Origin of the sequence: Natrinema pallidum, assembly GCF_005890195.1 — an archaeon.
GTDB lineage: Archaea > Halobacteriota > Halobacteria > Halobacteriales > Natrialbaceae > Natrinema > Natrinema pallidum.
This window is the reverse complement of sequence record NZ_CP040637.1, coordinates 2810285-2834507: the sequence shown is the minus strand read 5'-3', so window position 1 is coordinate 2834507 and position 24223 is coordinate 2810285. Positions and strand designations below refer to the sequence as shown.

Here is a 24223-nt window from a genome sequence, read left to right as displayed (position 1 = left end):
GACACTCTCGAGCACTGCACGCCGACCGACCAGACATCGACAGGTGGAGCAGGCCGAGTGCCTCGGGACGTGTCCCCGAGGCGGTTCACTAGAAGCGTCAGTCCCGTCCGTGCCGAGTCAGACAGTGCGGAAGCCCGATGAGTTCGACGGGCTCCGAGTTGTCCGGCGAGTAGACGACCATCTGACCTTTCTCCATGTAGGGCACCTTCGACTCGAGGTTGCTGGGAATGTTCACGCTCTTGATCGCGTCCTCGTCACCGAGGTTGAGCACGACGGTGGTGTTGATCTGCTTGAACACGGCATCGTGGATGTCCTGTGGGTCCTGCGTGATGAGAAAGAGGCCGAGCCGTTCCTTTCGGCCCTGCTTCGCGGCCTCGGTGAATTTCGTGATGACCTTCCCGGCCTGAACCGAATCGGCGTCGGTCAGGAAGTTGTGAGCCTCGTCCATCCCCAGCACGAGCGGGGTCTCCTTGATTCGGTCGTAGTCCGGGTCGTTCGAGAGTTTCTGATCGATGAGCAGCGAGGAGACCGCGAGGACGATCGCCTCGGTCGCCCGGCTGTCGGTGATGTGATAGGTCGGTACCACGGTCAGCCCGCCGGGGCGGACGAAGTCGTGGACGAGATCGGTGATCGGGCGCGCGTCCTGGTCGAAGACGTGGCCGAAGCCGAGCACGCGCCGCCGAACGGCGTCGAAGGTCGCCTCGTGGACCCGCCCCGACTCGTCGAGTTCCTCGCGCAGGGCCGGATCGTCGAGAAACGTCGTGAACTCCTCGTACGTTCCACCGTTGCCGTACTGCTTCCGGAACCGCGGCAGGAGGACGGTCGTGAGCGCGCCGTACTGGTTGTCGTTCAACCCGCTGCCCGCGACCAGCCACGGGTTGTCGTGGACCATCGAAAAGGGGATCGTAAACTCGACCTGTTCCGCGCGGTGGTGGCCCGCCGCGTACGACGCCGACCCCACTTTCGGGATGAAAGCGGTCGTATCGTCGTGGCCGCCGTAGGCGATCCCCTCGCGCTCGAGGCGGCGTGCGAACTCGTCGTCCAGGTCGGGGTTGTCGTCGTGCATCTGGGCGTACTCGTCCTGCGGGTCGAACTGGACGACGGCGGGGCTGACCTCGCGGCCGTCGGCCATCGGATAGGTTCGCTCCGCGGCGAGGTACTGACGGAGGATGTTCTTCGCGCCGTGGGTCTTCCCCGATCCCGTCCCGCCGGCGATCAGCGAGTGGCGGAAGACGAGCGGATCGCCCGCGTTGTAGTCGTCCTTCAGCCGGTAATCGATCGTTGGCGGCGACGCGGCGGTCCGGACCTTTTCGCCGCCGACCGAGAGATGGCCCAGAAAGACCCCGTCGTCCGGAATCTTCAGTCCGGTCTTGATCTCTTCGGTGTCGTCGGCCTGCCGGATCACCGTCTGCGGTTTCGGCACGCGGTCGGTCATCCGCCGTTTCAGTTCGCCGTCGTCGTCGGACTGCGTCCGGCCGCTCGCGGAGCTTCGCTCCGCGCTGTCGTCGTAGAGGACGGCGATCGGCTCGAGTTCGGCGACGAACTTGTAATCGGCCTCGTCGATCTCGTCGGTCCGCATCGCCCGTCGGGCGTGTATCTCCGTCGCGTCGTCGGCGTGATACTGCTGGGCGTACTCGAGGCCGGTGATGCGACAGAACAGCGTCTCGCCGTCGGGATAGGGCGCGAGCAGGTAGCTCCCGATGCGGACCGACGACCGGTTGCCGCGGGTGACGTAGGCCCGGAGGGTGGTCTCGTCCCCGTCCTCGGCGACCCGCAGCCCCTGGGAGACGCAGATCGTTCCGATACCGGCGTCCTCGCCGCTGGGTTCGACAGTCGTCGCGTCGAAATCATCCGTTACCTCGTCGGTCGTCGCAGCCGTCGTGCCCTCGGAACCCGAAGACGACGGCGACGAACCCGCCGCGTCGGCCGCCGAGCCGTCGTCGGTACCGGCATCGGCATCGAAATCGCCGAAGTCTCCCAGATCGCTCATACAAACCCCATCCGGCCCATCCCACAAACGCGTTTCCCTCCAGTCGGGCGGACTGTTTATCCCCCGCGACGGTCAGCGGCGGCTGCTACAAGCGCGATTCCCAACGTGATGGCTGCGATCGCGAGCCCGGCCGTGAATCCCGGCACCGACTCGCTACCGTCGGTCGCCGCCGATTCGGTCCCGTCCTCGCTCGAGGGGGTCGAGTCCCGCGCCAGGTCGTCGGGATCGGGATGGTCGAACGACTCGAGCGGTTCGGTACCGCCGTCGATCGCGATCGTCGCGGGGTCGTCGACGACGGCGATCGGCCAGTCCCCGGTGGTCTCGACCTCGGTCTCGTCGAACGAGAGCGTCGTCGTCCCGGCCGGCGCGTCCTCGGCGACCCGAACGGTCAGCGTCACGATCGTCCCCGCGCCGGTCGCACCGTCGCCAGCCGGCTCGCGGCGCTGCTCGAGGAGCGCGGTGCCCCGCTCGTCCGCGAGGGTCTCAGCGGTTCGGATCGTCGTATCGGGGCCTTCGAGCCACGACCCGCGGTCGACATCCTCGATCTCGAGGTAGTCGGGGTGGTACTGGGCGACGAGCGTCACCGCGTCGATGCCGCCCCCGCCGTGACCGCCCTGACTCCGGAGAGTCACGTCGATCGCGACCGTCTCGCCGGGAGCGGCCTCGATCTGCGTCCGGTCCGGCGAGACGATCGCGACCTGATCGATCGCGGCGGCCGTCCCCGCGATGGGCGCGACCGAAAGGGCAAAAGCGAGACAGACGACGAAACCGATGCGAACGACGGTGCGGTAACTGTCGAATACCGACCCGTCGCGCGGGCGAGCGCCGGCATCGCGTCTTGTGGTATCCATGTCGCGCTGTCTTCCACTGACGGACGGCACGGTCTTCCCGTTTGTCGATCTGGCGGACGCTCACCGGCCGCCAATTGCAGAGCAGCCAGCGATGGGGACGGCCGAACCGGACATCGGTGCATCGCGAGCGGATCGGGTCGGCGGACGGCGGCTGGAGCGGTCGACGGCTACTCGTCGATCGAGACGACCTGATCGTAGCGCGTGACGAGGCGGGACTCCTGCTCGTAGCTGATGACGCCGATGTCGGCCATCGCGGGCAGGTGGGAGTGGTGGAGCGCCACCGTCGCGCGCTCGGCGTCGGCAAACGGATCGCTCTCGTGAGCGCTGAGTCGCTCGGCGAGGTGCTCGAGCGAGAGCGGTCGATCGCCCGCCTCGAGAACGGTGAGCAGTCGCATCCGAACGGGGTCGACGAGTGTCTCGAGCAGGGTTCGGGCGTTCTCGCTCTCACAGAGATCGAGCAGCACGGAGAGGTCGGCGGGGTGGACCGGTGGTTCGTCGACCAGTGTGACGCCGTCGTCGTCCCAGTCGACGATGTCGTAGTCCTCGAGTCTCGGGAGGTGGTTGTGAACGAGGGTGGTCCGGACGTCGTGGCGCGTGTGGCCGTTCGAGCCCGTCGATTCGTCGATCAGTGCCGTCGTCAGTGCAGACAGGGAGAGTCGCGTCTGTCGACAACCGAGTACCTCGAGAACGCGAAGTCGGCGAGGATGGCGAAGAATCTCGTAACACTCCGTCGGAACGGGTTCGAGTGGATCGGGCATGCTGCCGCCGAGGTGAGCGTCCGAACTCATTACACAGACCAACCCCTGCAATGGGGATAAGATCGTTTCCAAAACGATTTGGGCCGGAAACGAGATCGTTACTTCGATAATGCCTCCGTAACACGCTGAAGCGCTCGCAATCGATAGAATACGGCAATTGGTTTTGGAAATGGTGGTTGGCGGCCGGCTTCCGATGGCAGTTGAGAATGATCGAACAGAACCAGCGAGATCATGTGTGTCGTCGTCTTCCGCGGTTCCGGTCGGTTGAATGTCCCGTTCGATAGCGACATAGTTCAATATTTCAACTAGTTCGCGTGACCGATCGATAGCTCCGCGGCTGAGAGAGGTGGGGTGGGCGGAGGACACACCCGTCGGCACTGATCGAGTACGGTATTGCCGTTCGCTGGCCGATGCCACGGTATTTTTGCGTCCGCGAGACGTACGATAGCGTATGCTTATGGTACGCGGTCGGGCAGGCGGGACGGAGCTCACTGGGACGCTGTACGAACGGGGTGAGCGAGCCCCGACGTTCAGCGGTGCACCCGACGAAGACGCCGCGTACGTCTGGGTCTGCGACGAATTTTACGAAGTCGACAGCGGCGGGACGACGCAACTCGTCGACGGTCGCGAGGTCAACCTCGCGTTCGAGTCACCCATGCCACGCGGTTTCGACACCCGCGAACAGGCGCTCGAGGGGGCCAAAGAGCACGTGCGAACGCAGTTCGCGCGGATCGGCATCGATCCCGACGACGTTTCGCTCGAGGTCGAAAAAAGCGACGGCTATAGTAGCACCTGAAACGATTGACACACTGATCGCAACGCCGTCGTGCGATCAGGTCTGCATTGACTGTCAGTTGCTACGATGGGGGCAGCTAATAGGGCTGATCGTCCCACCGATGGTCGTCGTAGGTCCGGTCCTGGGCCGCGTCGAATCGCTCCTCGAGCGTCTCGCGGAGCGACGCCTTCTCCGAGTTGCTGATCCGGGCGAGTTCGTCGGCTTTCGCGACGATCGTCGGCGGACCGTGGGCGATAGCGACGTCCTGTAACAGTTGCATCGTCAGTCGCTCGCGGCGTTCGGGGTCCCTGGTGAACGCGTACGGGGCCTCGATCCGGTACAGCAGATCGTCGCGTGGATCGTAGATCACGAAGAAGGTGACCTCGTAGGCCTCGCGATCGAGGCGGCGCTCGACGCCGAGCGCGTCGCCCTCGGCCGACAGCGGTCGATCGACGCCGCCTCGCGAGCGGAACCAGTTCGTATAGGAGAGCGACGACGTGTCCCGTTCCCAGCGCTCGCCGTCGACGTCATCGACGTACTCGCCGCGCTCGAGCAGGCGGGTGAACAGCGCCGAGTCGTCGCTCCAGGGGACGCTGATGTCGACATCCCGTTTCGACTGCAGCGTCCGCGTGAGGACGCGCGTCGCGGGGTTTTTGACGAAGCCGACGAGCGGAACGTCGCGTTCGACGAAGTCCTCGACTAACCGCACGTAGTTCTCCAGCACCGTCGTGGGACGGGGGTCCTCGAGGAGGAAATCCGCGAGGTCGGGATGTTGGTCGGCCCAGCGTAGCAGCCCCCGCGGGTAGAGCGGGCCGTCGAGGACGAGCAGGTCCGAAACCGTGTCGGCGTGATCGCGGGCGTGTTTGCTCTCGGCGAGATACAGTGCTAGCGCGTGGACGACCCCCTCGGCGAATCGGGGCAACGGCGGGATTTTGACCGCGCGGCTCTGACTGTAGCCCGCGTCGAACGTGTCCCAGGTCTCGTCGACCATCATCGTCTCGTCGTTCGAGTGGACCGTCATCACGGTCGTCCGCGACCGATGGAGATCGAGGTCGCTCGGGGTCGCGCTCATCGCCGCCTGTGCGATGTCGACGACCAGCCCGTTTTTGAACGTCGTCGGGTTGATCGTCCCCGCGTCCAGGCCGTGTTCGCTCGGGAACTCGCGGTCCCGCAGGGCGACCCCCTCGCAGTCGACGAGCCGTCGCGCCTGCTCGTCGACCGGCTCGAGGACCGATCGTCCGTCGTGGCGCAGGGGATCGAGAAACGCCTCCCAAACGGTTTCGGCCAACGCGCGCCGGTCCCGCTCGTCGGTCCCGTGGTCGATCCGCCTCGCGAGCCGCGCAATCCCGTCGAAGTGGACCGGATCGAGGGTCATACCTGGGGGCACCGACCCGACCCGCAAAAAGCCAGTGATCGCCGGAACGACGCGATTAACTCGAGGGCGGGTAAATTACTATCAGAAAGCGTATGTATGGTCGCGCCGAGAGTCGGAGTATCTCGATGTCCGAGCGAGAATCGTCCGTAACCGCCCGCGACGACCGTGCGATCAATTGGCGACGGACCAGTTCCGGGGTGACCCTCTACGAGGAGGGCACTGCTGACGCCTGGATCCACGCCGAGTTCGAGGCCGGCATCGCGCCGGAACACCGTCTCTTTATGATCTGTGAGGACTGCGGTGCGGTGTTTGCACAGCGAGTCAAGCCCGGGAAGGAAACCGTCTGTGGCGACTGCGGAGCGACCTTCGAATACGACGAGGACGCGACCGAGCCGTCGCACTGAGCCGCCGAGGGAGCGGTGGGAGACGGGGGAAGAAACGGATTTTTGAGTAATGGTCGTCCGTACACACTGCGACTACCGCTGTGGTCGACGATCGCTCGTTTTTCGTTTTCGGTCCTGACTGTCGAAGTCGGTAAAATAAACACTTCAGCTTACAACAAGCTTATGACGTTTGATACGAAACCGGGAGAAGCGAATCAATATAGAGTGTACGATGACTCGAGCCCTCCTCACGAACGGACGGAATCGGTTACTGACCGCACTCGATACCGCCTCGGAGTGGTTCGTCCGCCGGTTCGAAATCGACCTGCGAGCGCTCGCCGCGTTCCGTATCGCGCTCGGAACGCTGGTGATCGTCGATCTCCTGCTCCGGTCGCGAAACCTCACGGCGTTCTACACTGACGACGGGGTCCTCCCGCTCGAGGCGCTGTTCTCGGACTACTCGTCGGTCTACTCTCTCCACGCAATCTCCGGCGAGGCGTGGGTACAGGCGCTCCTGTTTTTCGTCGCCGGCTGTTTCGCCGTCGCGATGATCGTCGGCTATCGGACCCGGCTGGCGACGGTAGTTTCGTGGCTGCTGTTGTTCTCGTTGCATGCCCGGAATCCGATGGTCCTCAACGGGGGCGACGCCCTCTTTCGAATGCTGTTCCTGTGGGCGATCTTCCTCCCCCTGGGAGAGCGCTGGGCGATCGATGCCCGCCGGACTGACCGAGACCGTACGACGGTGGCTTCGGTCGGAACAATGGCCGTCCTCTTGCAGATATTGCTCATGTACGTGACTAACTCCATCCACAAGACCAGAAGCGACGTGTGGATGAGCGGCGATGCACTCGTCGAAATCTTTCAGGCCGATCACCTCACGTACTTGCTCGGCAACGTGCTGGCGGAGCAGTTTTTCCTGTTGCGTGCCTTTTCGTACGTCTGGATGACGCTCATCCTGCTCTCGCCTCTTCTCATCGTTCTGACCGGCTACCGACGGGCGATCATCACGACCCTGTTCGTCGGCATGCACCTCGGCATGTTGGTCACGCTCAAGATTGGGCTCTTCCCGCTGATCTCCGTCGCCGGACTGGTGTTGTTCTACCCCCCAGTCGTCTGGGACAGAATGACGACGCTGGCGACTCGAATCGGGATCACGACCCCGCTCCGCCGGGGGCTGGACCGACTGCAACGAAGCGTGCCACGGCGTTCGATCCGGGACTTCTTTGCGACCCAGGTAGACCGTCCCGTCCTCCCCACCGTTAGGACACGCAGCCGCGTCCTGTTCTCGACCGTCGTCCCGTGGCTCCTCCTCGTCCTCATCGTGCTCTCGAACGCCAGTGCGGTCGATTATACCGAGGTTCCCGATCCCGGCGAAAACGTCCTCGATACGGCCGATGCCGACCAGAGCTGGCGGATGTTCGCGCCGGACCCGGCGTCCGACGCACGCTGGCTCGTGGTGCCGGGCAAACTCGAGGACGGAACGCGAACCGATGTCTTCCACGGGTCGGCAGTCAGCTGGGACAGGCCACCGTCGGTCGAGGACGCATACGAGACCGCGCGGTGGCGAAAGTACGCCTTGAACACGCGGTACGCCGACAACGAGAACCACCTCTCCTACTTCGCCAACTACCTGTGTAATCGCTGGAACACCACTCACGAGACCGGCGTCGAGCAGGTCAGGCTCTACGGACTGACCGACCGGGCGGCCCCGTACGAGAAGGCCAGAATCGGCGTGTACGAACTGCACGAGTACGACTGCTCGGGTGAGTTCATCCAACGCGAGTAACGACGCTCGGGAGCCCCGCCTTTCTCCGCCCTCGATCCGGGGTGATGTGGGCCGAATTGGGGATCCGGCCTACGAACAACGACAGCTAGTTAGGCCGCGCTGGAAACCGAGTACGTATGGAAGCTGCGCTGATCGTCCTCGACGGCTGGGGGCTCGGTAATGGCGGCAGAGATGCGGTTCAGGCAGCCGACACGCCGGTCTTCGACCGGCTCGCGGACGCGGGAGCGTACGGTCGGCTCGAGGTCGCGGGTCGGCGCGTCGGCCTCCCGGACGGCCAGATGGGCAACAGCGAGGTCGGCCACCTCAACATCGGTGCCGGGCGGGTCGTCTATCAGGAGTACACCCGCATCTCGGACTCGATCGCGGACGGCTCCTTCCGGGAAAACGACGCGATCAACGCCGCCTTCGACCGGGCCAACGAGAACGACGGGCGGGTCCACTTCGTCGGCCTCGTCAGCGACGGCGGGGTCCACTCGGATCAGGAACACCTACACGCGCTGATCGAACTGGCCGGCGACCGTGATGTCGAAGCGGTCACCCACGCGATTACGGACGGGCGGGACACGTCGCCCACCGGCGGCCGGGACTACCTCTCGACGCTCGAGGATGTCGTCGACGAGCACGGCACCGGCGACGTGGCGACGGTCTCGGGCCGGTACTACGCCATGGATCGCGATCAGAACTGGGAGCGGACGAAGCGAGCCTACGACGCCATCGTGAACCGCGAGGCCGAGTGGAGCGCCGCGTCGGCGGTCGAGGCCGTCGAGAATTCGTACGATCGGGACGTGACCGACGAGTTCGTCGAACCGACGCTGGTGCGGGACCGGCCCGCGCTCGAGGACGGCGATGCGGTCGTCTGGTTCAACTTCCGCTCCGACCGGGCCCGCCAGCTAACCCGGCTGCTCGCCGACATCCGGCCCGAAGACTGGGCCGACGAGTTCGCGACCAGCCCGCCCGACGCCGAGGTCGTGATGCTGACCCAGTACGACAAGACGTTCGACCTCCCCGTCGCCTACCCGCCGAACCAGCCCGAACAGGTGCTCGGCGAGGTGCTCGCCGACGCCGGCCGAACGCAGCTCCGGATCGCCGAATCCGAGAAGTACGCCCACGTCACCTACTTCTTGAACGGCGGCCGCGAAGTCGAGTTCGACGGCGAGATCCGAAAGATCGTCGACAGCCCCGACGTGCCGACCTACGATCTGCAACCCGAGATGAGCGCCCCCGAGGTCACGGACACGGCGATCGAGACGATTGAGTCGGACGACCCCGACGTGCTCGTGCTCAACTACGCCAACCCGGACATGGTCGGTCACACCGGCGACTACGAGGCCGCGATCGAGGCCGTCGAAGCCGTCGACGCCCAACTCGGTCGGCTCGTCGACGCGCTCGAGGCCGCCGGCGCGCACGTCCTCATTACGGCGGACCACGGCAACGCCGACGACATGGGGACCGAGGAGAACCCCCACACGGCGCACACGTACAACGAGGTCCCGCTGGTCTATCTGGACCCGGCCGGAACCAGCGGCGGCCGGACGGCCCGCGAGGGCGGAACGCTCGCGGACATCGCGCCGACGATCCTTGAGGTGATCGGCCTCGAGCAGCCCCCCGAAATGACCGGGAAATCGCTGCTCGAGTAAGGCTGAGAGCGATCAGGTCCGGATGAGCCGGTGTGCCTCGGTACCGGCCCGGGTGATTTCGGAGCGCTATATACACCACATACGAACATTCAAGGAGTCGACACGAGAGGTGGGACACGACACCTTCGTCATGTCCCAGTCCACTCCCACCCCCGAGACGGACGACTCGGTCGTCGACGGATACGTCCTCGGCGTCCGGATCGTCGAGAGTGATGCGGGCGACGGCGACGAGTCCCGCTACCGATTCGAGGCACCGAACCACACCGAAATCGCGTTCGACGATCTCGAGGACGCTCGTCTCTACGCGGCCGTCTATTTCGATGTCAACGGCTTCGTCGAGGAGAACACGGGCAGCCGCGGCGTCCCGCCGGAGGTCGTGCAGGCCGGCAAAGACACCCTCGCCGCATACCTCGTGACCTGTCCGTGGGCGGATGTCAACTGGGTCGCCTCGTTCTACGGGACGACGCCGGAAGACATCGAGCGATACTGTACGTGGGTTCGCGACCGCGCCGCGGAGGTCCGGTCTCGAGTCGCAGAACGAGACCTCGAGTAGACCGCGACGCGTCGACTCGCTCTCGAACCGCCCGCGCTTTTCTCGACGACCGATCGGCCGGGGACGCGTTTCGAATCAGGCCCGGGAACCGTCGTGTCGCCGTCGTCGCGGTCCGTTCGAGGGGATAACGTCTGAGTATGTATCGCACATATCGTTCGTTTTTCTAGGAGCCCTCGATACCCCTCTAACCACCATATTCTTCTCGGTATAGATATTATAAAATATAACTTCGTGGCGGTAGCTTGAATCGCTCGCATGGATGAATTCACCAGGCGGAAGCTGATGGCATCGTCGGCGGCGGCCGCGATCGGGATGGGAGCGCTCGGGACGGCGAGTGCGGCGGACACCGACACGCCGGGGGCACCGACGGTACGTGGGGACCTCAAACGGCTCGCGACCACGGCCCGCGGGGCCGAGGTCACTGGCCCGTTCGTGTTCGAGAACGGCGAAGTGCTGTTCAGCCTCCAGCACCCGAGCCGGGACAATCCAGCGCCCTACGACACGGCCGCGGTCGGCGTTCTCGCCGGCCATCGGTTCGACTTCAACGGCCAAAACGACGAGTTCGACGAACTCGAGGCCCCGCGGTCGAAGGCGGCACAGGGACGCGTCCAGGTCGCCGGCGGCGAGTACGACATTCTCGTCCAGGAAGGCGATCCGATCGACGGCGGCGACGCGAAGTGGGGCCACCCCGAGACGCCCGACGGGACCGATATCGCCGAGTTCGCCGGCAGCCGGTACGGCGACGTCGGCACCAACCCGGACATGAACTTCTTTGTCCCGACCGACGACGAGGGACTCGAGGGGTACCTGTTCACGAACAACGAGACGAGCCCCGGCAGCATCACGCGCACGCCGCTCAGCCGCGGTACGGACGGCTGGACCGCCGACCACGAGGCCGCGATGAACCTCGAGAACCAACCGGCTTTCCGCGAACTCGGCGGCACGCGGATCAACTGTTACGGCGATCTGAGCCCCTGGGACACGCCGATGTCATCGGAGGAGGACTACAGCCACCCGCGCGTGTCGGGATCGGCGACGGTAAGCGACATGGCCGACGCGGAAAGCGGCGTCGGGCTCCGCGGCGGGTCGGCGTTCTGGAACCGGCCGAATCCGACCGCGATCGAGGGCGCACTCGGCGACCTGTTCGAGGATAGCTGGTACCCGCAGGGGACGTGGGCCCTGGGCGGCGTCGAGATGCAGGCCTACTACCTCGGCGCGGAGCCGGTCGACCAGGACGGCACCACCAACACGACGGAGCCGCTCGGCGATGTGTATCCCAACCGCTACCGGTACGGCCATATCGTCGAGATCACCGAGCCGACCAGCGAGGAGCCGATCCCGGTCAAACACTACGTCATGGGCCGGGCCGCCTTCGAGTGTCCCGAGTTCATGCCCGACGAACGGACCGTCTACCTCGCTTCGGACGGCTCGAGCAAGGGGCTCTACAAGTTCGTCGCCGAGGAGCCGATCCCGAGCTACGACGACCGGATGGACGTCCGCGGAACCCTGCACGCCGCCCGCGTCACGAACGACGACGCCGCAACGAACGAGCCGCCGGCCGAGGTCGACCTCGAGATCGAGTGGCTGGAACTCGGCAGCGCGAGCAACGCCGAGGTCGCGTCCTGGATCGCCGAGTACGACGACGTGACGCAAGTCGATTACCTCGAGACCCACGCCGAAACCGACTGGCAGGCTGACCTCGAGACCGCACTGGCGGAGGCCGACGAGAAAGTCGCGATCAACGGCAATCAGGACTACATCACCGACGCGGAGATCCTCGAGTGGGCCCGGCAGTACGAGACCCACGGTCCCGACGGGGTCGACGAGGACCTGCGCCGGGTCCCGTTCCTCGAGACGCGCGCCGCGGCGAAGGAGATCGGTGCCAGCATCGAGTTCCGCAAGGCGGAGGGGATCGACTCGCTCGACGACGCCAAGCCGGGCGATTTCCTCTACGTCGGTATTTCGGAACTCAACGACGGGATGGCCGACAACGAGGGCGCTGTCCGAATGGAGCGGGTCGACGGCGGCGTCGTCTACCGCGCCGAACTCGAGTCCGACTACGACGTCTCGACGCTCGAGCCGGTGGTTGTCGGCCCCGACGCCACCGACCGCGAATCGATCGTCGACGCGGCCCCGATCAACGTGGACAACGTGCTGGTCCTCAAGGACGGTCGGGTCCTCCTCTGTGAGGACAAGGGCAACTTCGGCCGGTCGTACACCAACGACGCGCTGTGGGTCTACGAACCGCCGACATCGCTGCACGTGGACTCCGTCGCGGTCAGCCAGGAGGCGACCGGCGAAGCCGAACTGACGCTCTCGTCGGTTCCGGACGGCCTCGCAGGCGGGCGCATCTCCGTCACCCTCGAGCACACCGCTGTCGCCGAGATCACGGGCGCGAGCTATCACGACGCGCTCGAACTCACCGCGGACCCGACGATCAGCGACGACGGGTCGACGGTCGAGTTCCAGTTCGCCGATATCGAAAACGAGATCGAACCCGGCGCGATGGATGTCACGCTGGCGACCGTCGAAATCGAGGGCGTGGGTAGCGGGACGACCGACATCGTGACCGACGTGCAAGCCTTGGATGATGACGAGGGCATCGCGATCGAAGCCCACCCGCGGCCCGGCGTGGTCGTCACTGGCCCGCCACCGATCGGCGGCGGCTCCGGCGGCGGAGCGCCGACCGACCCCGACAACGACGGGCACTTCGAGGACCTCAACGGGAACGGTCGGCTGGACTACGACGACGTGACTCTCCTCTTCGAACACATCGAGGACGACTCGGTCACGCTCAACGCCGACGCCTACGACTTCAACGATAACGGTCGCATCGACTACGACGACATCGACGAACTGTACGACGAGCAGTGACCGATGGATCGATACGACGCCGATTCGGAACCCGTGGCGCGAACGCGGACGAAAGAAGTGGATCGCCGGGGGCGACCGTGGCGGCGGACGATCGTCGCGGTCGCCGTCGTCGCCCTCGCGGTCGGTGTGGCGGTCGGCCCGGGGATCGCGGTGGCAACTGCGGGCAGTGGATCGCCCCTCGTGACCGGGGTCACGACCACCGCGGGGGCCGACAGTAGCCTCGTCGTCGCCGATGCGACCGTCGAACCCGGGGAGACGGCGACCCATCGCCTCGCGCTCACCGATGCCCCGAACGGGCTCGCCGGCTTCGAGCTCACCCTCGAGCTATCGACCGACGACGCGACGATCTCGAACGCCAGCTACCCCGACGTGTACGGGAAGACGTCCGACCCGATCGTGAGTGACGACGGGCAGTCGGTGACCGTCGAGGCCGCCGATCTCACCGACGAGGTGACGCCCGGTGCGACCGACGTCACGCTCGCGACGGTCACAGTGACCGGACCGGATACCGGCTCGACGACCCTCGAGATAACGGACCTGCAGGTCGACGCCGACGGCGGGTCCCGCATCGAACCGGCGCTCGAGGCGGGGACGCTCACCGTCGACGACGGGACGGGAGGCCCCCCATCGGCGACCGCGGGAGGCGACGGCACCAACTCCGGCGACTCGAACACCGATTCGAGTTCGGACTCGGTGCCCGGCTTCGCGGGCGGAGCCGCACTCGTCGCGATCGCCGCCGGTGTGGCCCTGCTCGCACGGTCCCGCTGACCCGTCCGGCGCGGTCGGCCCGCCGCGGCGTTCGGCGTGCCGGTCGGTTCGGTTTCGAATCATGGTAACGTTATTACTATGTGGTTGTGAACGAAATTCCGCATGCGAACTGCTATTGATTCAGCCGACGTTCGAACGCGATCGTGGACGTGTCTCGTCGCCGTCCTCGTACTGTCCGCTGCAGTCGTGCCCGCCACGGGTGCTGTGGCGGCGACCGACTCGGCGACTGAAGGAGCACCGTCGGTCGACACCACCTGGGCCGACGTGCTCACCGATTCCGCCGTCATCATCGCCGGGAATCTTACCGCTCTCGGCGACGCGGCGAACGCGACCGTCCGATTCGAATACCGCCAAAACGACTCGAGCGACGCGTGGTCGACCACAGCGGCCGAACCGACAGGCTCGACGGGCGCGTTCAGGGCCAATCTGACCGGTCTCGAGCCCGGCACGGTGTACGCGTACCGCGCCGTCGCGGAGACGGCGGTGGGCGTCGACCGCGGTGACGTCCGAACGATCGAAACCCCGGCCGATCGACCGGAGGCGACGACGACGGGGGCGACGGCCGTCGGGGAAACCGAGGCGACGCTCGGCACGAACGTGACCGATCTCGGCGGCGAGCCGTCAGCCGAGGTGTGGTTCTCGTACAGTCCGACCGCCGACTCCGAACCGCTCTCGGAGTGGACCGAGACGCCGACGCGGACGGTCACCGCGACCGGCCCGGCGACCCGGCAGGTGACCGGTCTCGAGCCCGGAACCGAGTACGAGTTCACCTCGCACGTTCGCACCGAGCAAGAACACGGGCTGTCAACCGGGTACGAGCGGTTCACCACGGAGCCCCGGTTCGCCGTCGAGACCGGCACGGCGACGGACGTGACGGAAACGAACGCGACGCTGACCGGCGATATCGTTGCCCTCGGCGACGCGGCCTCGGCGACCGCCCGGTTCGAGTACCGACGGCTCGGTGCCGCCGACTGGATGACGACCGAGGCGGTCGACAGCGGGTCCGCGGGCCGAGTCAGGACGACCGTCGACGGCCTCGAGCCAGGAACGAACTACGAGTTCCGCATCGTCGGCGAGGCGGCCGACGGCGATTCGGCCGTCGGTGCGATCGAAACGGTCGAGACGATCGCCGATCCCGTCGTCGAGACCGGCGGCGTCGTCGGGGTTGACGAGGAGTCGGCGACGGTCGCTGGCGATCTGGTCGCTCTCGGCGGTGCCGACGCGGCGACCGTCGCAATCCAGTATCGCAACGCGGGCGCGAACACGTGGCACGAGACCGACGGCGAGACGCTGTCCGACTCCGGGACGGTCGATGCCACGCTCACCGGCCTCGCGTCCGGGACCGACTACGAGTACCGCGCCGTCGTCCGCGCCGACGGCGTCACCGAGACGGGAGCGACGGCGACGCTGAGCACCGACGCCGCAACCCACGAGCCGACCGTCGACGCGCTCTCGGGGAGTGATGACAGTTCGCCGAACCCACACGCCGATCTCGCCGTCGACTGGCAGGTCAGCGACGCGGACGGGGATCTCTCGTCGGTCGCCGTCACGATCCGTGACGGGAACGGGCGAGTCGTCGCCAGCGAGACGGCGTCCGTCGCCGGGGGGACCGCCGACGGGTCGCTCGCTGAGACGGTAAAACACGGTGCCGGCACCGAGTACGGCGTGACCCTCACGGTCACCGACGAAACCGGAGCCACCGCCACGGACCGAACGACGATCGCGGCGTAACGGCCCCGCGGGAACACGGACCGTCGCCCGGGACGCGACCCGGACTTCTGTCGGGCGTTTTATTCGATCGCCGTGAGAACGGGCGGTCGTGCTCGAGATCCTCACGCTGCTTCTCATGGCAGCCATCGGAACGGGAGTCGTCTGGCACGGGAGTTCCTGGCTCGAGGAGTCGGCGAACGGGCTCGCGATTGCGTACGGATTGCCGGCGGTCGTACAGGGTGCCGTGATCGCCGCCGTGGGCTCGAGTGCCCCGGAACTGGCGAGCGTGTTGCTCGCGACGCTGCTACACGAGGAGTTCGAACTCGGCGTCGGGTCCATCGTCGGCTCGGCGACGTTCAACCTCCTCGTGATTCCCGGGCTCGCGGTACTCGTCGGCGGCGGGATCGATACGACGCGCGAACTGGTCTACAAGGAGTCGCTGTTTTACATGCTCGCGGTCGCATCGTTGCTGCTGACGTTCTCGCTCGCGGTGATCTACAACCCCGTCGACCCGGCCGGCGTCCGCATCGGGGGGAGCGTCTCGCGACCGCTCGCTTTGTTCCCCGTCGCGCTGTACGGTCTCTACCTGTTCACGCAGTATCTCGACGCCGCCGACGCCGACGAGACGGCCGATACGTCGGTCGCGCTCGCCCGGACGTGGGTTCGGTTCATCGCCGGACTGGTGCTCATCGTCGTCGGCGTCGAAGCGCTCGTCCGGTCGGCGATCGGTCTCGGCGACGCCTTCGGAACGCCGTCGTTCCTCTGGGGGATGACCGTCGTCGCCGCCGGCTCGAGCCTGCCCGATACGTTCGTCAGTCTGACGGCTGCGCGGGCCGATCGGCCGACGGTGACGCTGGCGAACGTCCTCGGAAGCAACACCTTCGACCTGCTCGTCGCCGTCCCGGTCGGCGTCCTCGTGGCCGGCTCGCTGCCGATCAACTTCGCCCACATCGTCCCGATGATGGGCTTTCTCGTCCTGGCGACCGTCTCGTTCTTCGCGATTTCCCGAACCGGAATGGCGCTTTCCAGACGGGAAGCGTGGGTCTTATTGGGACTGTACGCGGCGTTCGTCTGCTGGCTGTTGCTCGAGAGTCTCGGCCTCGTCAGCGTCCTTTAGGGGTAGGGACGGGCCGCCAGCCACTTCCGACGCAAGTCGTCGCAGGTTGAACTAACGGCTGCTTCGTATATGTTCGTCTAGTAGTTTTACGGGACACCGTTTCATACCCCCTGTATGAGCGACGATCCGGAGTCACACGAGAAGCAGTTCGCCACGAACAGCATCCACGCCGGGCAGGACCCCGATTCGGCAACGGGGGCTCGCGCGCCGCCCCTGTATCAAACCACCTCCTACGAGTTCGAGGACACCGACCACGCGGCCGCCATGTTCGGCCTCGAGGAAGCGGGGAACATCTACTCGCGGATCATGAACCCGACGAACGCGATGTTAGAGGAGCGTATCGCGACGCTCGAGGGGGGCGTCGGAGCGCTCGCCACCTCGTCGGGGATGGCCGCGTTCGATCTCGCGACGTTCATCCTCGCGGAGGCCGGCGACAACATCGTCTCCTCGTCGTCGCTGTACGGCGGCACCTACACCTACCTCACACACACCGTCGAGAAGCGCGGCATCGAGACCACGTTCGTCGACACGCTGGACTACGAGGCCTACGCCGAGGCCATCGACGACGACACCGCCTTCGTCCACCTCGAGACGATCGGCAACCCAGCACTCGTCACTCCGGATATCGAGCGCGTCGCCGAGATCGCCCACGACCACGACGTGCCGCTGTTCGTCGATAACACCTTCGCGACGCCGTATCTCTGCCGCCCCCTCGAACACGGCGCGGACCTGGTCTGGAACTCCACGACCAAGTGGCTTCACGGCGCGGGCTCGACCGTCGGCGGGATTCTCGTCGACGGCGGGTCCTTCCCCTGGGAGGACGGCGACTACCCCGAGATCACCGAACCGAACCCGGCCTACCACGGCATCAACTTCCGCGAGACGTTCGGCGACATGGCGTTCTCCGTCGTCGCGCGCACCCGCGGCCTGCGGGACCTGGGCAACCAGCAGGCTCCCTTCGACGCCTGGGTCACCCTCCAGAAACTCGAGTCGCTGCCGCTGCGCATGGACAAACACTGCGAGAACGCCATGGCCGTCGCCGAGTACCTCGACGACCACCCGACGGTGGCGTGGGTCAACTACCCCGGCCTCGAGAGCCACGAGACCCACGACGAGGCCAGCGAGTACCTCGACGGCGGCTACGGCGGCATGATCACCTTCGGACTCGAGGGCGGCTACGACGCCGCCGAAACGGTCTGTAACGAAGTAAATCTCGCGAGCCTGCTGGCAAACGTCGGCGACGCGAAGACGCTGATCATCCACCCCGCAAGCACGACCCACCAACAACTCTCCGAGGAGGAGAAACTGGCCAGCGGCGTCACCGACGACCTCGTGCGCCTTTCGGTGGGGATCGAGGACGTCGACGACGTGATCGCGGACCTCGATCGCGCGATCGAACAGGCCTGAGCGATCGCCGCCCGCGGCCGGCGTTTTCACTGCGCCGTGACTAGCCCCCGCGGTTAAGGGAGCGGCGTTCGACCGATCCGATATGGCAACCGGGATACTCACGGACGAGACGGCGGACCGGATCGTCACCACCTGTCGGACCGCTATCGGCGACAGCCTCCGTTCGGTCACGTACTTTACGCGAGACGACTACGAACAGGTCTACCTCCGCGAGGACTTGGAACGGGACGCCGACCTCTCGACGTTCATCGGGCACGAGTGGCGCGGCTTCAAAACCACGCAAGCCGCCTACGAGGGATCGGAACTCGGGGCGTACGACTACACGATCCGGGTCTTCGAGAACGGGTTTTTGATCCGCGTAACCAACGACAGCGAGGGCGTGTTCGTCACTACCGACGGGTTGACCGTCAAGGACTTCGAAGAAGTCGCGACGGCGCTCGATGCGTTCCTCAGCGATCGGGAACTGTCGTAACGGGGTCGTCGCTCGAGCCGTCATCGTCGGCCGCGTTTCGGTCGGCCTCCTCGTCGGCGGCCGCCTCACCGATCGGCAATCCGGAGCCGTGACCGCCGTCCGTCCCGAGGAGGCGAGCGAAGCGACGACGTTCCGCGACGTGTCTGTCGAGTCTCATGCCACCGATAGAGGACGGGACCCCTTGTAGTAATGTGGACCGTGTCCGGTCGAAACGCGACACTTCCCTCGCGAAACGATCCCGACGCGGTCCTGCGAGCCCGGCCGGGTAACGGCGGCAGACGCGTCGAGCGACGCGGCGTCGGCACAGCGTAACACCCTTTTCCGCCACGCCCGTGAGTGTCTCCAATGACCGACCGTCAGACCCCCATCGCCAGCGAACTCGAGTCCCACGACGCGTTCGACCGGACTGACGACGGCTACGACCTCTCGACGACCGTCTTCGAGACGATGATCACGGCCAACGACGCCGAGGGGAAACGCGACGGCCGCGTTCGCATAACCGTCACCCTTCCCACCCTCGACGCCGCCGTGGCCGACGAGGTGGTCGCGAGCCCCGTCGAAGACGGCTGGTTCGAGACCCTGGAGCGACGCCTGCAGGACGTCTTTACCGTCGCGCACACGAGTACTCACGACGAGCCGGTCGTCGAACGCGACGGTGAGGAAGTCCGGGTTCGCCTCGCGTACACCGCCTGGGACGCCGGCGAGGGCGTCGCCGACGCCAAAGCGGTGATCGAGTTCGTCGAAGGCACCTTCGCCCAGGGAATCATCCCCGGCTACGAGTATCAGGGCGAAGCGGCGACCCTGCTCGAGAACGCCCAGAACAGGGGCCAGCAGGCCGCAGAGGGAGACAAAAATAGCGGCGGGATGCCGCTCTAAGCCGTCGGTTTCAACTCACGGGCCGACTGATATGGCCGGGAGCGGGGCTCGAGCAACGGTGAGAGCCCCGCGACCCGGGGGAGGGCAGGCCGCTACCCGATACTGACCGGGAGCGAGTGACACGAGCGAGCGGGCCGACGACTGACCCGGAGAGCGCGGCGCGAAGCGCCGCGTCGAGGCGAGCGGCCGAAGGCCGCGAGCCAGGGGAAGGAGGAGTGCTTTTGGTCCAGCTTTTACCGAGGGACGCTTCGCTGGCGACCGCCAGCGAAGCGTCCCGCAGCGTAAAAGGTGGGTCCTAGTCCATCGCGATGTACGTCTGCGTGTCCTCGACGCCCTCGATCGACTGGACGTGGGTGGCCGCGATCTCCTTGACTTCGGCCGGCGTCTCGACGATCGCTTTCGCGATGAGGTCCACATCGCCGGCCACGATATGAGCCGACTGCACGCCGTCGATGGATTCGATGCTGTCTTTGAGTCGATCCGCCTCGCCCGTGTTCGCCTTGATCATGACGAACGCTGTGACCATCAGTTGACACCTCCGGTGTCGGAGTCGTTCTCCGAATCGTGCTCCGGCTCCGTCTCGAGCAGTTCCGTGGTCGCCGAACTCGATCCCGTGCCCGCGTTCGCGGCCGCGCGCGCTGCCGTCTCGCCGACCAACAGCTGGCGGACATCACTCAGGACGTCGAAGTCCGCGAGGACGACGAGCCGGTCGCCGTCCTCGAGCGAGAGGTCCTCGGTGGGGATCTCGAGGGGGGCCTCGCCCTTACCGAAGGCGAGGACGGTCGCGTCGGCGGGCAAGTGCAACTCACTGATCGTGTAACCGTTGACGGGAGCCGCGTCGGTGATCGTGAGTTCGACGACCTGCAGATGCGGTGCGATATCGGCAATCGCGCGGATCGTCCCGCCGAGCAGGGCGTTTTTCGCGCCGATCGCCCCGAGCCGTTCGGGATAGATGATCTCGTCGACCTGGTCGGCGTACTTGCGATAGATTCCCTCGCGGTAGGCCTCGTCGATCCGCATGACGGTCCGACACTCGTAGTGGTTCCCGATCATGCAGGCGGTGAAGTTGACGTTGAGGTCGCCGGTCAGCGCCCCGAGAGCGTCGGCCGCCGTGATGCCGGCCTCCTCGAGGACGGCTTCCCGGGACCCGTCACCGTCGACGACGGTAAACCCCTGATTGCGGGCGCGCCTGCGCGTCGGCTCGTCGCGTTCGACCATCGTCACCTCGTGGCCCTCGTCACGCAAGACGCGTGCTGTGCGCAGACCGACCCGTCCGGCCCCGATAATCACGAACCGCATGCACAGGGGTACACCGGCCCCGGTAAATAAGCTTGCCCCCAGCTACCATGGGGCGCGTTCGGTCGAACCGAACGACTCGAGCGGGGGCGTGTGACGGCGAGGCGGATTCGAGCGCCGTGTCGACAGCCGCGACGACCCGACCCGCAAGGATCGGTCGCCGATGTCTACCCCATCGCGATGTACGTTTTCGTGTCAGTGACGCCGCCAAGACCCTGAACGCTCGAGGAGACGGTCTGCAGCACGTCGTAGACTTCCGGCGCGTCGGCCTCCGCGATGATGTCGTAGTTGCCCGCGACGATGTGGGCGTCGGCGACCGACTCGAGAGCCGCAATCTCCGCGAGCAGCCCCTCGGACTTTCCGGCGGCCGTCTTTATCATGATGAACGCGTGGACCATCGGCGGTGTGGTACACTCTATCACGACTAAAGCCTTTGCCCAAACCGAGCAACGACATTCGGTCGACAACGCGGCTACTCGAGACGGTGAGCGGCCGAGCGAGACGATTATTCGAACGCTGCCACTGCCGCCGCGAGCGCGTCCGTCACGTCCTCGAGCACTGCGTCCGGCGACTGTGTCGCGTCGACGCGAACGAAGCGGTCGGGGTCGCGCTCGATCAGTCGCTCGTAGTTCTCGCGGACCGACTCGAGGTACGCCGCTCGTTCGAACTTGTTCGTCGTCCCCGCTCGCTCGGCGGCGATTTCGGAATCGAGGTCGAGGTAGATCGTCAGCTCCGGGTCGATCGAGAACGGCCGGTGGATGTCGACGACGTACTCGAGCGGATCGTCGAGGTCGTGACCGTCGGCCGCCGCGAGCGTCGCGCCCTGATAGGCGAACCGGGAGTCCGAGTAGCGGTCGGAGATCACGAGATCACCGCGCTCGAGGGCGGGTTCGATCACCCGCGAGAGATGCGCGGCGTGGTCGGCGGTGTAGAGGAATAGTTCCGCCAGCGGGTCGGCGTCGTCGTCCTCGATCGAGCGGTAGACGGCGTCGCCGTACCAGGAATCGGCCGTGGGCTCGCGCGTGAACACGGCGTCGGGGAACCGGTTCTGTAGGGACTCCCAGACCGTCGTCTTGCCGCTGCCGTCCAGTCCCTCGAGCGTGACCAGCATGGTCCCACCTCGTGGAGAGTGCTATTTAGATGTAGCACAATCGACCCGGCCCCGCGCTGCCTTACAACGTAGCCGTCCATCTATTTATCGCTGCAAGATCACATTCCGAATATGAACGTCCTCGTCGCTGGCGGCACCGGCTTCATCGGTACGAATCTGTGTGCGGAACTCGTCGACCGCGGCCACCAGGTGACGGCGTTGTCTCGCTCTCCTGCCGACGGTCGGCTGCCCGACGGCGTCGAGTCGGCGATTGGCGATGTCAGCGCCTACGAGTCGATCGTCGATACGGTGGCGGACCACGACGCCGTCGTCAACCTCGTCTCACTTTCGCCGCTCTACGAACCCCGCGGCGGGCCGGGCCACGAGGCGGTCCACGTTGGGGGCACCGAGAACCTCGTTCGTGCCGCCGACGCCGGCGGCGTCTCTCGGTTCCTCCAGATGAGCGCGCTCGGTGCCGACCCGAACGGTGACACGGCGTATATCCGTGCCAAGGGACGGGCCGAGGCGATGGTCAGGGAGTCCGGACTCGAGTGGACGATCGTCCGCCCGTCGGTCGTCTTCGGCGACGGCGGCGAGTTCGTCGACTTCACGAAAACCCTGACGACGCCGTACGTAACGGGGTTACCTGGTGGCGGGAAAACGCGCTTCCAGCCGATCTGGGTCGGCGATCTCGTCCCCATGCTGGCCGACGCGCTCGAGGACGACGCTCACGTCGGCGAAACCTACGACCTCGCCGGGCCGCAGATCACCACGCTCGCGGACGTGACGAAACTGGTCTACGCGGCCGAGGGGAAAGACGTCACGATCGTCCCGATCCCGATGGGGCTGGCGAAGGTCGGCCTCTCGGCGGTCGGCTCGCTGCCGTTCGTGCCGTTCGGCCCCGATCAGGCCCGCTCGCTCGAGTTCGACAACACGGTTCGGGACAACGACGTGACCGCGTTCGGCCGCGATCCGGCGGACCTGCGAACGCTCGGTTCGTATCTCGGCCTCGATGGAACCGATCACCGGCAGGCACGGTCGGAAACGGCGTGAGTTCGCCGCTCGCTCTTACGGTCGGCCGAGGCGAATGTTCGAACGGAATATAATTGTGACTAATCGGTACCGACCGAGTAAGATTTGTTTACTGGGGGATAAAACCGGCGCGTAACCGCTTCAATTCGGCCAGTTCGCCCCAATAGTGACGTAATCGAGACAGTCAGATTTGCACAAGATTTATATCCTCCATTGCACTGTTTCCAATCCAACGGAGCCCCCTGACAAACAATGAAGCTGGCGATGATCGGATTCGGACAGGCCGGTGGCAAAATCGTCGATCGGTTCCTCGATTACGACGATCGGACGGGTAGCGGAATCGTCCGGGCAGCGATCGCTGTCAACTCCGCGAAAGCGGACCTCATGGGTCTGGACAATATTCCACAGGAGAATCGCGTACTCATCGGCCAGGCCCGGGTCAAGGGCCACGGCGTGGGTGCTGACAACGAACTCGGCGCGGAAGTCGCCGAGGAGGACATCGACGAGGTCCAGAACGCGATCGATCAGATCCCGACCCACGAGGTCGACGCCTTCCTGATCGTATCCGGAATGGGCGGCGGTACCGGATCGGGCGGCGCGCCGGTCCTCGCGAAACACCTCAAGCGGATCTACACGATCCCCGTCTACGGCCTCGGCGTCCTGCCGGGGACCGACGAAGGCGGAATCTACACGCTCAACGCGGCGCGGTCCTTCCAGACGTTCGTCCGCGAAGTCGACAACCTGCTCGTCTTCGACAACGACTCCTGGCGACAGACCGGCGAGTCCGTCGAGGGCGGCTACGAACAGATCAACGAGGAAATCGTCCGCCGCTTCGGTATCCTCTTCGGTGCCGGCGAGGTCGGCGACGGCCAGGAAGTCGCCGAGAGCGTCGTCGACTCCTCGGAGATCATCAACACGCTCTCGGGCGGCGGCGTCTCCACCGTCGGCTACGCCTCCGAGGAAGTCGAACTGAGTTCGGGCGGCGGATTGCTCTCGCGGTTCACCGGCGACGACGGCGGGTCGGACGACGACTTAGACGCCGCGAACACGACCAACCGCATCACCAGCCTCGTCCGCAAGGCCGCCCTCGGCCGGCTCACCCTCCCCTGTGAGATCGAAGGCACCGAGCGCGCCCTGCTCGTACTCTCCGGGCCGCCGGAATACCTGAACCGGAAAGGCATCGAACGCGGCCGCAAGTGGCTCGAGGAGGAAACGGGCAGCATGGAAGTCCGGGGCGGCGACTTCCCCCGTGAGGAACCCGAAGTGGCCGCGGCGATCCTGCTCTCGGGCGTGACGAACGTCCCGCGGATCAAGCGCCTCCAGCAGGTCGCTATCGAGGCACAGGACAACATCGACGACATCCAGCAGGAGAGCGAGGAGAACCTCGAGGAACTCGTCGAGGACGACGAGGACGAACTCGAGCCGCTGTTCTAGGCCGCCGTTCTTTCGATCTCCGACGGCGCGAGCGACGCA

23 protein-coding genes are annotated in these 24223 nt (G+C 65.8%); 14 read left to right on the top strand and 9 right to left on the bottom strand.

Features of this window, described 5'->3' with window-relative positions; translation table 11 throughout:
• Window positions 1-97: 97 nt before the first annotated feature.
• The 3 genes from FGF80_RS14040 to FGF80_RS14025 all read right to left on the bottom strand — a co-directional run bounded on the left by FGF80_RS14040 (window position 98) and on the right by FGF80_RS14025 (window position 3629).
• Window positions 98-1990 carry an ATP-binding protein gene (locus FGF80_RS14040; RefSeq protein ID WP_138654707.1) on the bottom strand — a complete coding sequence of 631 codons (1893 nt, stop codon included), beginning with the start codon at window positions 1988-1990 and terminating at the stop codon, window positions 98-100.
• A gap of 56 nt (window positions 1991-2046) precedes the next feature.
• On the bottom strand, window positions 2047-2841 hold the full coding sequence (locus FGF80_RS14035) for a cohesin domain-containing protein (RefSeq protein WP_138654705.1): 795 nt from the start codon (window positions 2839-2841) through the stop codon (window positions 2047-2049).
• A 167-nt stretch (window positions 2842-3008) separates the two neighbouring features.
• A complete protein-coding gene (locus FGF80_RS14025; RefSeq protein ID WP_049908142.1) occupies window positions 3009-3629 on the bottom strand; it encodes a DUF7344 domain-containing protein in 621 nt (206 codons plus the stop codon).
• 421 nt (window positions 3630-4050) lie between these two features.
• Here FGF80_RS14025 and FGF80_RS14020 point away from each other — a divergent pair, with 421 nt between their 5' ends.
• Complete coding sequence (locus tag FGF80_RS14020) at window positions 4051-4395, top strand: DUF7113 family protein (RefSeq protein ID WP_049908141.1); 345 nt, start codon at window positions 4051-4053, stop codon at window positions 4393-4395.
• 76 nt (window positions 4396-4471) lie between these two features.
• Here FGF80_RS14020 and FGF80_RS14015 read toward each other — a convergent pair whose 3' ends face one another.
• The gene (locus FGF80_RS14015; protein ID WP_138654703.1) at window positions 4472-5749 is read right to left on the bottom strand and encodes a DNA double-strand break repair nuclease NurA; all 1278 of its coding nucleotides are present in this window, start codon (window positions 5747-5749) and stop codon (window positions 4472-4474) included.
• Between the two features lie 125 nt (window positions 5750-5874).
• Here FGF80_RS14015 and FGF80_RS14010 point away from each other — a divergent pair, with 125 nt between their 5' ends.
• From FGF80_RS14010 to FGF80_RS13965, 10 genes are all read left to right on the top strand, one after another.
• Window positions 5875-6153 (top strand): hypothetical protein, encoded by a 279-nt coding sequence (locus FGF80_RS14010; RefSeq protein ID WP_049908145.1) that lies wholly within the window; start codon window positions 5875-5877, stop codon window positions 6151-6153.
• Window positions 6154-6364: 211 nt separating this feature from the next.
• Complete coding sequence (locus FGF80_RS14005) at window positions 6365-7918, top strand: HTTM domain-containing protein (protein WP_138654701.1); 1554 nt, start codon at window positions 6365-6367, stop codon at window positions 7916-7918.
• Window positions 7919-8034: 116 nt separating this feature from the next.
• Entirely contained in the window at window positions 8035-9555 is a 1521-nt protein-coding gene (gene gpmI, locus FGF80_RS14000) for a 2,3-bisphosphoglycerate-independent phosphoglycerate mutase (RefSeq protein WP_138654699.1), read from the top strand.
• 130 nt (window positions 9556-9685) lie between these two features.
• Window positions 9686-10108, top strand: coding sequence for a hypothetical protein (locus FGF80_RS13995; RefSeq protein ID WP_138655542.1), 423 nt, complete (start codon window positions 9686-9688; stop codon window positions 10106-10108).
• 255 nt (window positions 10109-10363) lie between these two features.
• Entirely contained in the window at window positions 10364-12982 is a 2619-nt protein-coding gene (locus tag FGF80_RS13990) for an alkaline phosphatase PhoX (RefSeq protein WP_138654697.1), read from the top strand.
• A 3-nt stretch (window positions 12983-12985) separates the two neighbouring features.
• Window positions 12986-13750: a hypothetical protein gene (locus tag FGF80_RS13985; protein ID WP_138654695.1), complete on the top strand. Its 765-nt coding sequence runs from the start codon at window positions 12986-12988 to the stop codon at window positions 13748-13750.
• Between the two features lie 102 nt (window positions 13751-13852).
• Window positions 13853-15481 (top strand): fibronectin type III domain-containing protein, encoded by a 1629-nt coding sequence (locus tag FGF80_RS13980; protein ID WP_138654693.1) that lies wholly within the window; start codon window positions 13853-13855, stop codon window positions 15479-15481.
• 88 nt (window positions 15482-15569) lie between these two features.
• A complete protein-coding gene (locus tag FGF80_RS13975; RefSeq protein ID WP_138654691.1) occupies window positions 15570-16577 on the top strand; it encodes a sodium:calcium antiporter in 1008 nt (335 codons plus the stop codon).
• Between the two features lie 114 nt (window positions 16578-16691).
• A complete protein-coding gene (locus FGF80_RS13970) occupies window positions 16692-17984 on the top strand; it encodes an O-acetylhomoserine aminocarboxypropyltransferase/cysteine synthase family protein (RefSeq protein ID WP_138654689.1) in 1293 nt (430 codons plus the stop codon).
• Window positions 17985-18066: 82 nt separating this feature from the next.
• A complete protein-coding gene (locus FGF80_RS13965) occupies window positions 18067-18456 on the top strand; it encodes a DUF7522 family protein (RefSeq protein ID WP_130171645.1) in 390 nt (129 codons plus the stop codon).
• Here the strand turns inward: FGF80_RS13965 and FGF80_RS13960 are convergent.
• Window positions 18434-18613 (bottom strand): hypothetical protein, encoded by a 180-nt coding sequence (locus FGF80_RS13960; protein ID WP_138654687.1) that lies wholly within the window; start codon window positions 18611-18613, stop codon window positions 18434-18436. The genes FGF80_RS13965 and FGF80_RS13960 overlap by 23 nt on opposite strands.
• 188 nt (window positions 18614-18801) lie before the next feature.
• On the opposite strand from FGF80_RS13960, the gene FGF80_RS13955 reads away from it, so the two are divergent.
• Window positions 18802-19332: a DUF5813 family protein gene (locus FGF80_RS13955; RefSeq protein ID WP_138654684.1), complete on the top strand. Its 531-nt coding sequence runs from the start codon at window positions 18802-18804 to the stop codon at window positions 19330-19332.
• Between the two features lie 295 nt (window positions 19333-19627).
• On the opposite strand, the gene FGF80_RS13950 is transcribed toward FGF80_RS13955, so the two are convergent.
• From FGF80_RS13950 to tmk, 4 genes are all read right to left on the bottom strand, one after another.
• Complete coding sequence (locus tag FGF80_RS13950) at window positions 19628-19858, bottom strand: Lrp/AsnC family transcriptional regulator (protein ID WP_138654682.1); 231 nt, start codon at window positions 19856-19858, stop codon at window positions 19628-19630.
• Window positions 19858-20631 carry a potassium channel family protein gene (locus tag FGF80_RS13945; RefSeq protein WP_138654680.1) on the bottom strand — a complete coding sequence of 258 codons (774 nt, stop codon included), beginning with the start codon at window positions 20629-20631 and terminating at the stop codon, window positions 19858-19860. Before FGF80_RS13945 ends, FGF80_RS13950 begins: the two co-directional genes overlap by 1 nt.
• A 164-nt stretch (window positions 20632-20795) precedes the next feature.
• Window positions 20796-21026 (bottom strand): Lrp/AsnC family transcriptional regulator, encoded by a 231-nt coding sequence (locus tag FGF80_RS13940; RefSeq protein ID WP_138654678.1) that lies wholly within the window; start codon window positions 21024-21026, stop codon window positions 20796-20798.
• Window positions 21027-21133: 107 nt separating this feature from the next.
• A complete protein-coding gene (gene tmk / locus FGF80_RS13935; RefSeq protein WP_138654676.1) occupies window positions 21134-21739 on the bottom strand; it encodes a dTMP kinase in 606 nt (201 codons plus the stop codon).
• A gap of 111 nt (window positions 21740-21850) precedes the next feature.
• Here tmk and FGF80_RS13930 point away from each other — a divergent pair, with 111 nt between their 5' ends.
• Both FGF80_RS13930 and FGF80_RS13925 read left to right on the top strand, forming a co-directional pair.
• A complete protein-coding gene (locus FGF80_RS13930) occupies window positions 21851-22771 on the top strand; it encodes a complex I NDUFA9 subunit family protein (protein ID WP_138654674.1) in 921 nt (306 codons plus the stop codon).
• Between the two features lie 231 nt (window positions 22772-23002).
• The gene (locus FGF80_RS13925; RefSeq protein WP_006185479.1) at window positions 23003-24184 is read left to right on the top strand and encodes a tubulin/FtsZ family protein; all 1182 of its coding nucleotides are present in this window, start codon (window positions 23003-23005) and stop codon (window positions 24182-24184) included.
• The last annotated feature ends 39 nt before the right edge of the window (window positions 24185-24223 follow it).